A 13,567-nucleotide genomic window follows, 5' to 3' on the forward strand; every position below is an offset into this window, starting at 1 on the left:
TCAGCCATACTGCTCCTCCACAGCGGCCGAAACGATCGTCGTGACCGCTTTGAAGGTACGAATGGCCTCATACATCGTCCCGCTGGTGTACGTCACACGCCGCTCGCCGCTCGGCGCCACACCCGGCACGACCGTGGCGACCTCGGAGAGATGTGTGGCGTCGAACTCCAGCTCCAGAGTGAAGGGACCGCCCACGACCGGTTCGTACCGTCCGGCGAGCGCCGTGGCCTCCTTGGCGGCGGCGCGGATGTCGGCGGCTGTACGCGCCGGCGTCCTGCACACCGCCGCGTACCGCGAGACGTGGTCCTTCACCGCGACCTTGTGCGCGTCCGGCGCATATCCGTCGGCGTCCGCGCAGGTCAGATCGTCACCGGTGACCAGCACCACCGGAACGCCGTACTCCGCGACCACCCGCGCGTTCAGCAGTCCCTCGCTCGCCCGTGCGCCGTTCAGCCACACACCGGTGAGCGAGTTGGCCAGATAGGTGTGCGCCAGCACGCCCTCCGTACCGGCACCGGTGTGATAGCCGACAAAGGCGATCCCGTCCACATCGCCGTGCTGCACGCCTTCGACCATGGAGAGCGACTTGTGCCGCCCGGTGATCATCTGCGCACGGTCGTCCAGCCGCTCCAGCAGCAGATTGCGCATGGACCAGTGCGCCTCGTTGATGAGCACCTCATCGGCGCCGCCGTCGAGAAAGCCCAGCACCGCCGCGTTGACATCGGATGTGAACAGGGAGCGGCACCGCTCCCACTGCGGTGTGCCCGGCAGAACGTCCGCCGGCCAGGTCACACCGGTGGCGCCCTCCATGTCGGCGCTGATCAAGATCTTCATGGTGAGAAACCGTACGTGTCCTCACGGCACCCTGCCAGCCCTGTGGATAACCATCGGCGGTCCAGACCACCGAAGCACGTCACCGGACCACCGAAGTGCGTCATACGCGCCAGGCTCCCGCCTCGGCCTCCGCACGCGCGAAGTCCGCGAAGTCGCGCGGCGGCCGGCCCAGCGCCCGTACGACACCGTCGAGTACGGGCGCCTCCTGGCTCGTCCTGATCGGCTTCAGCGCGTCGGCCCAGGTCGCCACGGAGTCCTCGGGCACTCCCTGGGAGATCAGGCGCGCGCGGTACGCGGCCTCGTCCAGCGGGACATAGCGCGCCCGGTGGCCCGTGGCCCTCCCGATCTCGGCCAGACAGTCGTCGACGGTCAAGGCGCGCGGCCCGGACAGTTCGTAGATCTGGCCCTCGTGGCCCGGTCCGGTGAGCGCGACGACCGCGACCTCGGCGATGTCCTCGGCGTCCACGAAGGACGCCGCTCCGTCCCCGGCGAACAGCGCCAGTTCACCGGCGATCACCTCGTCGCGGAACGCGCCCTCGCTGAAGTTCTGCGCGAACCAGCCGGGCCGCAGGATCGTCCAGGCCACGCCCGAGGCGCGTACCGCCCGTTCGCCCTCGACATGAGGTCCGCCGTCGAAGGCCGGGCCGAAGTAGCCGGGTACGTCGGCTCCTCGGGCCGAGAGGAGCACCAGCCTTGTAACTCCGCCCGCCACGGCCTGCTCCACCAGGGCGGGCGTCCGGGACGGCACGGTGTCCAGCGGGACGATGTACACGGCTCCCACGCCGTCCAGCGCGGCCTTCCAGGTGGCGCGGTCCTCCCAGTCGAACCGCGTCTCCCCGGACCGCGAGGCGGCGCGCGTGGGCACGCCCTGCGCGCGCAGCCGGGCCACGACCCGGCGGCCCGTCTTGCCCGTACCGCCGATTACGAGTGTCGGTTGAGGTGTCATGACGGAAGTCTCACCCGCGACACCGGAGGTCTCACTCCCGGCCCCCGCCCGTCCACGTCCGAGGAACCGCGTCCGGCGCCCGCCCGCCGCGTCCAGCACCCGCCCGCCGCGTCGGCGCCCGCCGCTCACTCCCGCGCCAGCACGAACCATCTGGCCGGCAGATCGATACGGGACCCGTCCGGCATCTGCTCCGTCTGGGCGAGCGCGGTGTCGCCCGTCGCCAGGATCGTCAGGCCCGCCGCCCGCAGCAGCTCCGGCACCTCCTCGTCCGTGGCGCCGGCCGGCTTGAGGCCGTGGTCGAAGACCCGCCGCAACTTCGCGGGCGGCCCGTCAGGACCCGACGCAGCCTGCTGGAGCACCGCCTTCGACGCCGGAGTCAGCTCCACCACAAAGGCCCTGCCACGCGCGCCGAGCAGCTCCGCCACCGCTCCCGCGACCACCGGCCGGTCCTGGGGCTCGCTCTGGTGGATCACCGCCCGCATATAAACATTGGTGTCGCCGATCCGGTCCCGCAGCGCCCACACCGCGTCCTGGTCGACCAGATCGAGCTGTTCGAACTCGGCGGTCTTCGCGGTGTCCGCGCGGCGCGCGTGCTCGATCGCCGCGTAGGACAGATCGACACCGATCGCCCGGGCGAACCGGGTGGCCAGATAACGGGTCTGGGTGCCGTTGCCGCACCCGAGATCGACCACGGGCAGCGCGGCATCCGCGTACGGCAGCAGCAGCTCGCTGTGAGGTATCGCGGTCAGCGACGGATCGGCGTCCCAGATCGCCTCACCAGGCGTGTCCGAGGTCTCCCGCCAGTACCCTTCCCACGCCTCGCGATAACGCTGTGACACGTCCATACGGCCCTCCCCAGGTCCGGCCCGCCGGAGGCGAGTTGTAGCGTCCGGACTACCGTCCGCGCAGGTCCGCGGGCAAGAGGGCGGGAGATTTCTTTCGTCAACCGTGGTAGCGGATGGGCGACTTCCGCGTCAGGGCCTGTTCGAACCAGACCGTCTTGCCGTGCGCCGTACTGCTCGTTCCCCACTCCCGCGCCAGACTGCTCACCACGCGTAGACCGCGTCCGGACTCGTCGCCCTGACCCGCGTTCAGCAAGGTCGCGGGCGCCGGCTCGTCGTCGGTGACCTCGCAGAGCAGGGCGTCCGTACGGACCAGGCGCAGCCCGACGCGCCGGGAGCATGTGTGGTTCATGGCGTTGGTCACCAGCTCACTGACCATCAGTTCGGCCGCCTCCACCGCGTCGGGCAGCGACCAGCCGAGCAGCCGTTCGCGCACCATCCGTCTCGCTCTGCTCACCTCCCGTGGATCCAGGGCGAGTTCGTACTCGGCCACATCACCGTCCGGGATGCCGTTCAGTCTGGCCATCAGCAGCGCCACATCGTCCTTGCGGCCGTCACGGGTGTTCAGCGCGCGGATGATGGTGTCGCAGGCGTCGTCCATCGAGGCGGCGGGATGCGCGGCGGACGCGCAGAGCGCGGCCAGACCGTCACCGATGTCCTCGCCGCGCACCTCGACCAGACCGTCCGTGCACAGCACCAGCCGGTCGCCCGGCTTGACCCGTACGGTCAGCGTCTCGAAGGCCACACCGCCCACTCCGACGGGCGCGCCGGTCGGAATGTCCAGCAGTTCGGCGCTGCCGTCCTCGGCGCGTACGAGTACGGGCGGGATATGACCGGCGTTGGCGATCTGGATCCGGGATCCGATCGGGTCGTACACCGCGTACAGACAGGTCGCCAGATACTGCTCACCGAGCCGCTGCGCCAAGTCGTCCAGATTGCGGAGCAGTTGGGCGGGCGGTGTCTCCATGGCCGCCATCGTCTGGACGGCGGTACGCAACTGGCCCATCATCGCGGCCGAGTTGAGCCCATGGCCCATCACATCACCGACGACCAGCGCGGTACGCGATCCGGGCAGTTTGACGGCGTCGAACCAGTCGCCGCCGATCCGGCCGAGCCGGGTGCCGGGCAGATAGCGGGTGGCGATGTCACAGCCGGCCATACGCGGCGCGACCTGTGGCAGCATGCTGTCCTGGAGCGTCTCCGCGACATTCTCCTGGTACGTGTACATCCGCGCGTTGTCGAGTACGAGCCCGGCCCGCGCGGCGAGTTCGGCGCCGGTCGTCCGGTCCATGTCGTCGAACGGCTCACGGTCGGGCCGTCGCATCAGCACCATGAAACCGAGCACCACGTCCCGTGCCTTCAGCGGTACGAGCAGCATGGAGCGGTGATTGATGAGCGGACGCAGATCCCGTTTCTCGAACTCACCGGAGATACGATTCCCCATCTCCTCGCTCAGCCGCGGGATGAGCACGGGCTCTCCGGTGACCATGCACTGGAAGAACGGAGTGTGTTCCGGGAAGGCGATGGCCTCACCGACCGGCACGGTGTCGTCCCAGCGGCCCGGCTCGTCGTTGTGCTCGACCCACACCCGGTGCCAGATGGTGGTCACATCGGGCGGGCCGTCCGGGAATCCCTCACCGGCCAGGACAGCGGCCCGCAGATGCGTGCCCGCGAAGTCGGTGAAGCGTGGCACGGCGGCGCTGGTGACCTCGCGGATCGTACGGGCCAGATCGAGCGACGAACCGATTCGGCCGCTGACGTCGTTCAGAAACTCCAGCCGCTCGCGCACCGCCGCGTATTCGAGGTCGAGTTCGGCACGAGGCACCGCTCTTCGTCCGGACGGCGCCGGTACGGGCTCGGCCGCGGGGCTTTCGTACCGGACGACGGGCCGCCGGGGCACGCCCCAGTCGGGAGTGACCGGCACCCGGTCATGGCGGCTGAATTCCAGCACCGGATAGCCCAGTTCGAGGACCTGCGCGATGATCCGGTTGGACTCGGCCGGGCCCATGTTCGGCAGGATGTCGGGCAGCCGCCGGGCCAGCGCGTCCGAGTGGGCGAACTCCGTGTGATGGGCGAAGCCCGGAGCGATCCGGAGGAAGTCCGCGTCGGTCGCACCGTCTTCGTGGATCCCAGGGCGCAACTGGCCTGCGTCCGCGGCGAGTACGAGATGGCGTCCCGGTCCCGGACCGATCAGTGGATAGGCCCACCAGAGAACATCAAGCCGGCCGCGCTCGGGATGGGAGACCTTCGCGCGGCCCGCGGTCGGATACGAGCCACGCGCGTGCAGTTCCGGGCCCAGTTCGTCATAGCCGTCGTACACACCGTGCGCCACGCCGTACTCTTCCTCGGCGAGCGCTCCGGCGACCGGCATCAGATCACCTGCGGGCTGACCGACGGCCTCCTCCTTAGGATGGCCGAAAAGCCGCCATGCGCCGGACGACCAGTGCGATACGAGGCCGTCACCGTCCACGACGACCACGGCGAGCGGAATCCGGCCGGCCGCGGTGAACTGCTGCGGCAGTCCCGGCGGAACACCACTGTCCATGGGTGGAAGGCTCCTTCCCTGCCGCCAGGATCCGCGGCTCCGCCCTCCACGGTACGGCCCTTCACAGGGGTTGCGCCGGGCAATGAACTAATAGGTCGCGCGCCCGCGCACAACCTTCTATTGACTGAAATTCAGTCAATCTTCTTGGCCCAGTTGGAGATCGCGTTCGGTGCGTCCGCCGCCCGCCACCTGGAGCACCGTGGCGACCGGTGGATACCCGGCCGCGATCACCGTGTATTCACCGGAGGAGAGATCCACGAACCGGAACGTGCCGTCGGATCCCGTCGTCAGGGTGTCCACCACATTGCCCGCGGCGTCGAGCAGCGTGACCCGCGCGTCCTCGACCGGTCGGCCGCCGCCCGCGCGTACCGTACCGCGCAGCACCGCTCCGCCGGCCAGCTCGATGTCCTGCCGCGTCTCACGCGCGGCCTGCACACTGACCGGCAGCGCCGCGGGCCGGAAGGCGGGCGCGCTCGCGGCGAGGGTGTACTCCCCGGCGACCAGCTCCGAGATGACATAGGCGCCCTCGCGCCCGCTGCGCGTGGACGCCACGACATCGCCTCGTACATCCGTGAGCGTCACGGCGGCGTCGCGCACCGGAGTGCCGTCGGCGGTGAGCACGGCACCGGCCAGCCGGCCCGCGCCGCCGAGGACCACATCCAGCTCGACGGGCCGCTCGCCGACGGTCACCGTGACCGCCTGCGGCTGATGTCCGGAGGCCGCCGCGATCATCACGTACGAGCCCGCGCCCGGCACACTCAGCGCGTACCGCCCGTCGCTCCCGCTCGCTCCGCGCCCGATCTGCTGTCCATGGACATCGATGAGGGTGAGCGCGGCACGGGGCACGGTGGAGCCGTCGTGGTGCTGCACCGTGCCGCAGACGGCCACTCCCGAGATGTACGGAGCCGGCGGAGGAGGCGTGGCGGCCGGGCCGCCGTCCGGTGCGGTGCGCGCGCCCGGGACGGCGAGGGACTCGGCGGCTGAGGCGTTCTGGGACACCAGTGGTTTCTCCTTGAGGAAGAAGGCGATCAACAGGCCGAGGACAAGCACCGGCACGAGATAGAGGAAGATCCGCGGCATGGCGTCCGCGTACGCCTGGACATAGCCGTCGCGGACGGCGGGCGGCAGGGCGTGGACCGCCTGCGGAGTGATGGACTCGGCGTCGGGCAGGCCCGCTCCGGCGGGGATACGGTCAACGAGCGCGTCGGCGAGCCGGTTGGCGAAGAGAGTGCCGAAGACGGCGGCGCCCACGCTGCCGCCGATCTGCCGGAAGTAGTTGTTGGCGCTGGTGGCGGTGCCGAGGTCGGCGGGCGGTACGGCGTTCTGCACGGCCAGGATGAGCACCGGCATCACCAGGCCCATGCCCAGGCCCAGCACCGCCTGTGCGAATCCGCACTCGGCCATGGACGTGTCGGTCTCCAGCCGCGACAGCAGCCACATGCCCGCCACCGAGAGCGCGCTGCCGAGCACCGGATAGATCTTGTAGTGGCCGGTACGGCTGATGAGCTGTCCGGAGACGAGAGAGGCGACGACGATGCCACCCATCATCGGCAGCATCAGCAGCCCGGACTCGGTGGCGCTGGCTCCCTCGACCATCTGGAGGAAGGTCGGCAGATAGCTGGCCGCGCCGAACAGCGCCACACCGACGACCGCGCCGACCAGACTGGTGATGTTGAAGACCGAGTCACGGAACAGCCGCAGCGGAATGATCGGTTCGGCCGCGAAGTGCTCGACGACCAGGAAAAGCAAGGTCGTTCCGACGGTGCCCGCGGCCAGACCGAGAATGACCCGGGAGTCCCAGGCGTACTCGGTCCCGCCCCAACTGGTCAGCAGGACCAGACAGGTGGACGCGGCGGTGAGCGTGAGCGCGCCGAGGATGTCGAGCCGCGCGGGAGCGGTGGGCTTGGGAAGTCTCAGCACCACGGCGACGACGGCGAGAGTGATCAGACCGAAGGGCACATTGAAGTAGAAGCACCAGCGCCAGGAGACATGGTCCGTGAAGAAGCCGCCGAGCAGCGGTCCCGCCACCGAGGCGAGGCCGAACGCGGCGCCGATGAGGCCCATGAAGCGGGCGCGCTCACGGGCGGGCACGATGTCCGCGATGATCGCCTGGACGCCGATCATGAGTCCGCCGGCGCCGATGCCCTGGATGGCGCGGAAGGCGATGAGCTGGTCCATGGTGCGGGACCAGCCGGCCAGCGCGGAGCCGATGACGAAGACGACGATCGCGAACTGGAAGACGCCCTTGCGGCCGAAGAGATCTCCGAGCTTGCCGTAGATCGGCAGCCCGATGGTGGCGGTGAGCAGATACGCGGTGATCGCCCAGGACATCCGGTCCAGGCCCTGGAGTTCGCCGACGATCTTCGGCAGCGCGGTGGCCACGATCATCTGTTCCAGCGCGGCCAGCAGCAGGGCGAGCATCAGTCCGACGAAGACCAGCCGCACCCGGCGAGGGCTGAGAGGCTCGCCGGGAGCCGTGCCGCCGGCGGGCGGTGGCGGCGGAGGGCCGGCGGTGGCGGGTGGCGCCGGCGCCACGGCCAGCGCGGCGCCGTGTTCGTTCTCGATGGCCCGCCCGCCGTCCTTGACCAGAGTGGTCCCGCCCACGTACTGCTCCCCTCGTCGCACCTGCGCGGCGTCATTCTTCACATTGCACGCCAAGCAGGAGCAAGCGGAAGGCTTTGCGGCTGAACGAGGTTGTGACGGGGGCGGGTTGAGCGGCAGAGCGTGCGCCATGGCGCTCATCAGGGGCTTTCCCGCGACGTGTCACGCGGGGGGCGCGCAACGGCGCCGCGGGGAAAACCACTCGAAACGGTGACCTCGGCGATGACGCGCCGAGACCGGCCGGGACGAGTCGTGCGGACGGTGAACCGACGTGGGCCGACGTGGGCCGACGGTGAACCGGCTTCGAGCGGACCGGGAGAACCGAGAGGACCTGGAGAACGAGGAGGACGGGAGAGCCGGGCGCTACTTCCCGGTGCCCGCGCCGTTCCCGGACTGCGACGTGGTCTCCGTCTCGGCGGCGAGCCGCTCCAGGATCACGTCGTAGATACGTCCCAGGCCCTTCGGCGCGAAGGTGCGCTCGAAGAAGCCGCCGATGCCGCCTGCGCCGTCCCAGACGGAGGTGACGACGGCCTTCGAACGGCCTTCTCCGGCCGGTGTGACGGTCCAGGTGGTGACCATCGAGGAATTGCGGTCCTTCTCCACGAGCCGCCCGTCGCTCGGCTCCGTCACCTCCAGCAGACAGTCACGTACCCGCTTGCTCGTGGCCTGGAGCTTCCAGTGGACCAGGCTGCCCTCGCCGTCGCCGCCCTCCCGCACCTCGTACTCGCTGAACTGCGAGGGCAGCAGCTTCGCGCGGGTGTTCTCGTAGTCGGCCAGCGCATCGAACACTGTCTCCGGGTCCGCCGCGATGATTCGCTCCGTCGTGGCCTCGACCTGCGCCATGGCTGTTCCTCCAGCACTCGATTTTCGGTGGGGTGCGGCCACCCAACCACCCTCCGGTCCGCGCGCCCAAATCCAGGTCACATGCGATCAAGGGAACATGTGTTCTATTCTGAGGCCAGTGCTACCGAGGAGGTACCCATGCGCTGGGACAATCTGGTCGAGAACACCTCAAGGCCGGGGGCGAACGGGGACATCGCGCTCTTCGGTACGGACGCGGTGACCACCCGGACCTTCGACACCCCCGAATTCCGCGGGATCACGTTCCACGAGGTCCGTGCCCGTTCGATCGTGAACAAGGTGCCGGGCGCGTCCCGTATGCCGTTCGAATGGACGGTGAATCCGTACCGGGGCTGCACGCACGCCTGCGTCTACTGCTTCGCCCGTAAGACCCACAGCTATCTGGACCTCGACACCGGCCTGGACTTCGACTCCCAGATCGTCGTCAAGATCAACGCACCGGAGCTGGTCCGCCGCCAGCTCGCCTCGCGCCGCTGGCAGGGCGCGCATATCGCGATGGGCACGAATGTCGACTGCTACCAGCGCGCGGAAGGGCGCTACCGGCTGATGCCCGGCATCCTCACGGCGCTGCGCGACCGCGCCAATCCGTTCTCCATCCTCACCAAGGGCACGCTGATCCTGCGCGATCTGGAGCTGCTGCGGGAGGCGGCCTCCGTCACCGAGGTGGGCGTCTCGGTCTCGGTCGGCTTCATCGACCAGGAGCTGTGGCGCACGGTCGAACCGGGCACGCCCTCGCCCGAGCGCCGGCTCGATGTCGTACGCACGATGGCCGAGAACGGCATCGGCTGCGGAGTGCTGATGGCGCCGGTCATTCCCTTCCTGGGCGACCGGCCGGACCAGCTGCGGGCGACGGTACGGGCGATAGCCACGGCCGGCGCCACCTCCGTGACACCGCTGGTGCTGCATCTGCGGCCGGGCGCGCGCGAGTGGTTCATGGCCTGGCTGGAGCAGCACCATCCGTATCTGGTGGCGCGGTACGAGCGGCTGTACGCGGAGGGCGCGTACGCGCCCAAGTGGTACCAGCGCCGGATCACCCGGCAGGTGCACGAACTGGCCGACGAGTACGGGATCGGCCCGGCGAGCCGCGGCGAGGCCCGGCGTATCACGCCCACCAGGGACACGGACCGGCCCGCCGTCCCCGACCTGCCGGTACGCCCGGGCACCACCCAGCTCACGCTGCTGTGACCGGCCTGCTGTGACCGGCGATCACAGCGGTCGGGGAAACCGCTTGGCCGACTGTCAGTGGCATCGGCGAGGATGGGCGCATGACTGAACTCACGCATCTGCGCGCCCCCGACGGTGTCGCTCCGGGCAACGGCTACAGCCATGTCGTCTGGGGCACGGGCCGGTTTGTCGCCGTCTCCGGCCAGTGCGCGTTCGACGCGGACGGCAAGGTGGTCGGCGAGGGCGATCCGGCCGCCCAGGCCCGTCAGGTCTTCGAGAATCTGCGCCTCTGTCTGGCCGCGGCCGGGGCCGGCTTCGCCGATGTCGTCAAGCTGACGTACTTCGTCACCGATGTGGCCCATCTGCCCGCGGTACGGGAGGCGCGGGACGCGGTGATCGACACGACGCGTCCGCCGGCGAGCTCCGCGGTCCAGGTCGCGGCGTTGTTCAGGCCCGAACTGCTGGTGGAGATAGAGGCATTCGCGATCATCGGGGAGACCGATGGCAGTACGGACTGAGCGCATGACCTCCTGCCCCACTACTGAGCCCGTGCCTGGACGGGCGACCGGCCCGGCGCCGGGAGTATCTGATCAAGGGCGACGGCCGGGTGGTCGATCTGGTGGCCGAGCGGGCGGGCCAGGTGGTCGGCTGGGGCTGCTGCGGCCCGAGCCGCGACGAGGACGTGCCGGACAGGACGGCGGAGCTGTACGCCCTGTATGTGCTGCCGGAGCGAATCGGCACCGGGGTGGGCAGCGCGCTGGTGGACGCACTGACCGCCAGAGCCGAGGCGGCGGGCGCCTCTTCCCTGCTGCTCTGGGTCCTCGCGGCCAACGACCGGGCCCGCCGCTTCTACGCCTGGGCGGGCTTCGCGCCCGACGGCCGGGAGGAGCAGTTCGATGTGGACGGAGTGGCGGTGCCCGAGGTGCGCTGTGCGAGACGGCTCAGCGCGTCCCCGGCGGCGGAGCCGAGCCGCGGATGATCGTGGGCGGCCTCCAGCACGGGCCGTGCCCGGCCGTCCCCGAGTGTGCCCAGGCCCTCGACGCAGGCCAGCGCCACCCGCCAGTGTGGCTCGTCGGGTGCCAGGAGCCGTTCAAGGGTGCTGATCAGTGTCGGTACGGACTCGGGGGCGCGTAAGGCGGTGAGCAGCCGTACGGGATGCAGCGCGTAGGCCGTACGGAGCGCATTGGTGGCGAGGGCGGCTGCGGCTCTGGGTGTGCGGGGGTCGCCGAGGCGGGTGAGGGCGTAGGCGGCGGAGACACAGCGCTCCGGATCGCGGTGGTTGAGCAGCAGCACCAGCGTCTCGAAGGCCCGCCGGTCACCGGCGCGGCCGAGCCGGAACGCGGCGATCTCCCGTGCCCACAGCGGCCGTTCACGCTCGGTGAGGACGGCGGCCAGTTCTTCGGTGTCCTCGGTGGCGATGAGCCGCTCGCATGCCTCGGAGCCACCGGACTCGTCCCGCACCCGGTCCACCAGCGAGCGGAAGTCCTCATCCATACGGCCTAGCGTATCGACGCCCACGAGGCTCCACCGACCTTGGCGCCCCGGCCGTCCGTCGCCGCCGTCCGCCGCCGTCATCCAGCCCGCCATCGTGATGCAGCGCACAGAGACCCAGCTATGGCGCGCTCGTTACTCGTCGGTTAATCTCAAATGAGCGGGAAACCCCCGTGGCTCCCGACGGCCTGGTGACGCAGCCGTCGTGAGCGCTGTCGGTTCAGCACCTTCGCGGTCCGGCCCGTCCGGACCGTCCGTACGGCGCGGCTCCGGAACAGAGTCCGCCGATCACCACCGCGATCCGCTTCAGCACGCGCGCTCTCGCCGCGCTCCGGCGCCGCCCTCCGCGCGCCTCGCCTTCCGTGATCTTTCGTGCCTCTCCTCAGTCGTCACTCATCCTCTGGAGTCCCGTGATGGACATCCCTCTCTCCACCATCGCCGTCGTCGGTCTCGGCACCATGGGGACCGGTATCGCCGAGATACTCGCCCGCGCCGGCCGTGAGGTCGTCGGCATCGACATCAGCGACACGGCCGCCGCCCAGGCCGTGACCTCGCTCGAAGCGTCCACCGCGCGGGCCGTGGAGCGCGGCCGGCTCACGGAGGAGGAGCGGCGCACGGTCCTCGCGCGGTTCCGTACCTTCTCCGATCTGCACGCCGCCGCCGGCGCCGATCTGGTGATCGAGGTGGTCCCGGAGTCGTACGAGACGAAGCAGCGGATCTTCCGCGCGCTGGACGGCATCGTCGGTCCCTCGACAATCCTCGCGACCGGCACCAACGCGCTGTCGGTGACCCGGCTGGCCGCGGACTCCGCGCATCCCGAGCGCGTGCTCGGCCTGCACTTCTTCAATCCGGCACCGGCGATGAAGCTGGTCGAGGTGGTCTCCTCGGTCCTCACCGCGCCACGGGCCGTCGCGGCCGTCACCGCGCTCGCCCAGGAGCTGGGCAAGGAGCCGGTCGCGGTGGGTGACCGCCCGGGCTTTGTCGCGGACGGTCTGCTCTTCGGCTATCTCAACCAGGCCGCCTCGATGTACGAGGCCAAGTACGCCTCCCGCGAGGACATCGACGCGGCGATGAAGCTGGGCTGCGGGCTGCCGATGGGACCGCTCGCGCTGCTCGATCTGATCGGCGTGGACACGGCCCGTACGGTGCTGGACGCGATGTACGCGGCCTCACGCGACCGGCTGCACGCGCCCGCGCCGGTCCTCAGACAGCTCAGCCAGGCCGGGCTGACCGGCCGCAAGTCCGGGCGCGGCTTCTATACGTACGAGGGCCCCGGCAGCGGCACGGTGGTGCCGGACGCGTTGACTCCGGCGGACGCCCTGACCTCGGCAGATGTGCTGACTCCGGCAGACGGCCTGACCTCGCCGGACGTCGGCCGGCCCGGCCGGCCCGAGAGCCCGGCCCGGCCCGTCCGCTCCGTCGGTGTCGCGGGCTCCGGCACCATGGCGAGCGGGATCGCGGAGGTCTTCGCCAAGGCCGGTTTCGACGTGGTGCTCGCGGCCCGCAGCCCGGAGAAGGCCGCGGACGCCACGGCCCGGATCGCAAAGTCTCTCGCCCGCTCCGTGGACAAGGGCAGGCTGACCGCCGAGGCGCGTGACCAGGCCCTGGCGAGGATCACCGCGGCGGGCTCCCTGGACGCCCTCGCCGAGGTGGATCTCGCCGTCGAGGCCGTGGCCGAGGATCTGGAGATCAAGCGGGAGCTCTTCGCCACGCTCGACAAGGTCTGCCGGCCCGGCGCGGTCCTGGCCACCACCACCTCCTCGCTGCCCGTGGTCGCCTGTGCCCGCGCGACCTCGCGCCCGCAGGATGTGATCGGGATGCACTTCTTCAATCCGGCGCCGGCGATGAAGCTGGTCGAGGTGGTCCGTACGGTCCTGACCGCCGACGATGTCCACGCCACCGCCCGCGCGGTGGCCACGGCCGTCCGTAAGCACCCGGTGGACTGCGGCGACCGGGCCGGTTTCATCGTGAACGCGCTGCTGTTCCCGTATCTGAACAACGCGATCAAGATGGTCCAGGAGCACTACGCCACCCTCGACGACATCGACGCCGCCATGAAGCTGGGCGGCGGCTATCCGATGGGTCCCTTCGAACTGCTCGATGTGGTCGGTCTCGATGTGTCCCTGGCCATCGAGCGTGTTCTGCACCGCGAGTTCCGCGATCCGGGCCTGGCTCCGGCACCGCTGCTCGAACATCTTGTGGCGGCGGGCTGTCTCGGCCGCAAGACCGGGCGTGGCTTCCGCGAATACGCCCGGCGCTGATCATGTTCCCGGCGCCGGGGAG

At 70.2% G+C, this 13,567-nt stretch carries 10 protein-coding genes and 1 pseudogene; 4 read left to right on the forward strand and 7 right to left on the reverse strand.

Annotated elements, in window-relative coordinates; translation table 11 throughout:
* From ACFV6H_RS25995 to ACFV6H_RS26020, 6 genes are all read right to left on the reverse strand, one after another.
* Nucleotides 1-834: a M55 family metallopeptidase gene (locus ACFV6H_RS25995; RefSeq protein ID WP_093597784.1), complete on the reverse strand. Its 834-nt coding sequence runs from the start codon at nt 832-834 to the stop codon at nt 1-3.
* A gap of 100 nt (nt 835-934) precedes the next feature.
* Entirely contained in the window at nt 935-1,780 is an 846-nt protein-coding gene (locus ACFV6H_RS26000; protein WP_385546407.1) for an NAD(P)H-binding protein, read from the reverse strand.
* Between the two features lie 125 nt (nt 1,781-1,905).
* Complete coding sequence (locus tag ACFV6H_RS26005) at nt 1,906-2,625, reverse strand: class I SAM-dependent methyltransferase (protein ID WP_385546410.1); 720 nt, start codon at nt 2,623-2,625, stop codon at nt 1,906-1,908.
* Nucleotides 2,626-2,722: 97 nt separating this feature from the next.
* The gene (locus tag ACFV6H_RS26010) at nt 2,723-5,167 is read right to left on the reverse strand and encodes a SpoIIE family protein phosphatase (protein ID WP_385546412.1); all 2,445 of its coding nucleotides are present in this window, start codon (nt 5,165-5,167) and stop codon (nt 2,723-2,725) included.
* Nucleotides 5,168-5,302: 135 nt separating this feature from the next.
* Nucleotides 5,303-7,771 carry an MFS transporter gene (locus tag ACFV6H_RS26015; protein ID WP_385546414.1) on the reverse strand — a complete coding sequence of 823 codons (2,469 nt, stop codon included), beginning with the start codon at nt 7,769-7,771 and terminating at the stop codon, nt 5,303-5,305.
* 360 nt (nt 7,772-8,131) lie between these two features.
* Complete coding sequence (locus tag ACFV6H_RS26020; RefSeq protein ID WP_384786425.1) at nt 8,132-8,611, reverse strand: SRPBCC family protein; 480 nt, start codon at nt 8,609-8,611, stop codon at nt 8,132-8,134.
* A gap of 138 nt (nt 8,612-8,749) precedes the next feature.
* Here ACFV6H_RS26020 and ACFV6H_RS26025 point away from each other — a divergent pair, with 138 nt between their 5' ends.
* The 3 genes and pseudogenes from ACFV6H_RS26025 to ACFV6H_RS26035 all read left to right on the forward strand — a co-directional run.
* Complete coding sequence (locus tag ACFV6H_RS26025; RefSeq protein ID WP_385546417.1) at nt 8,750-9,814, forward strand: Rv2578c family radical SAM protein; 1,065 nt, start codon at nt 8,750-8,752, stop codon at nt 9,812-9,814.
* Between the two features lie 80 nt (nt 9,815-9,894).
* The gene (locus ACFV6H_RS26030) at nt 9,895-10,311 is read left to right on the forward strand and encodes a RidA family protein (protein ID WP_385546420.1); all 417 of its coding nucleotides are present in this window, start codon (nt 9,895-9,897) and stop codon (nt 10,309-10,311) included.
* Between the two features lie 101 nt (nt 10,312-10,412).
* Nucleotides 10,413-10,631, forward strand: a pseudogene (locus tag ACFV6H_RS26035) (GNAT family N-acetyltransferase); the annotation flags it as partial.
* An 11-nt stretch (nt 10,632-10,642) separates the two neighbouring features.
* Here the strand turns inward: ACFV6H_RS26035 and ACFV6H_RS26040 are convergent.
* Nucleotides 10,643-11,287, reverse strand: coding sequence for an adenylosuccinate lyase (locus ACFV6H_RS26040; protein WP_385546423.1), 645 nt, complete (start codon nt 11,285-11,287; stop codon nt 10,643-10,645).
* A gap of 410 nt (nt 11,288-11,697) precedes the next feature.
* Here ACFV6H_RS26040 and ACFV6H_RS26045 point away from each other — a divergent pair, with 410 nt between their 5' ends.
* Nucleotides 11,698-13,545 carry a 3-hydroxyacyl-CoA dehydrogenase family protein gene (locus ACFV6H_RS26045; RefSeq protein ID WP_385546425.1) on the forward strand — a complete coding sequence of 616 codons (1,848 nt, stop codon included), beginning with the start codon at nt 11,698-11,700 and terminating at the stop codon, nt 13,543-13,545.
* Nucleotides 13,546-13,567: the final 22 nt, after the last annotated feature.

It is taken from the genome of Streptomyces sp. NPDC059743 (genome assembly GCF_042732975.1).
In the GTDB taxonomy this organism is placed as follows: domain Bacteria; phylum Actinomycetota; class Actinomycetes; order Streptomycetales; family Streptomycetaceae; genus Streptomyces.

What these genes read in the sequence shown, in the direction of transcription:
- ACFV6H_RS26005 (WP_385546410.1), bottom strand. Translation starts at nt 2,625, where the DNA reads ATGGACGTGTCACAGCGTTATCGCGAGGCGTGGGAAGGGTACTGGCGG.
- ACFV6H_RS26000 (WP_385546407.1), bottom strand. Translation starts at nt 1,780, where the DNA reads ATGACACCTCAACCGACACTCGTAATCGGCGGTACGGGCAAGACGGGC.
- ACFV6H_RS26045 (WP_385546425.1), top strand. Translation starts at nt 11,698, where the DNA reads ATGGACATCCCTCTCTCCACCATCGCCGTCGTCGGTCTCGGCACCATG.
- ACFV6H_RS25995 (WP_093597784.1), bottom strand. Translation starts at nt 834, where the DNA reads ATGAAGATCTTGATCAGCGCCGACATGGAGGGCGCCACCGGTGTGACC.
- ACFV6H_RS26010 (WP_385546412.1), bottom strand. Translation starts at nt 5,167, where the DNA reads ATGGACAGTGGTGTTCCGCCGGGACTGCCGCAGCAGTTCACCGCGGCC.
- ACFV6H_RS26040 (WP_385546423.1), bottom strand. Translation starts at nt 11,287, where the DNA reads ATGGATGAGGACTTCCGCTCGCTGGTGGACCGGGTGCGGGACGAGTCC.
- ACFV6H_RS26020 (WP_384786425.1), bottom strand. Translation starts at nt 8,611, where the DNA reads ATGGCGCAGGTCGAGGCCACGACGGAGCGAATCATCGCGGCGGACCCG.
- ACFV6H_RS26030 (WP_385546420.1), top strand. Translation starts at nt 9,895, where the DNA reads ATGACTGAACTCACGCATCTGCGCGCCCCCGACGGTGTCGCTCCGGGC.
- ACFV6H_RS26025 (WP_385546417.1), top strand. Translation starts at nt 8,750, where the DNA reads ATGCGCTGGGACAATCTGGTCGAGAACACCTCAAGGCCGGGGGCGAAC.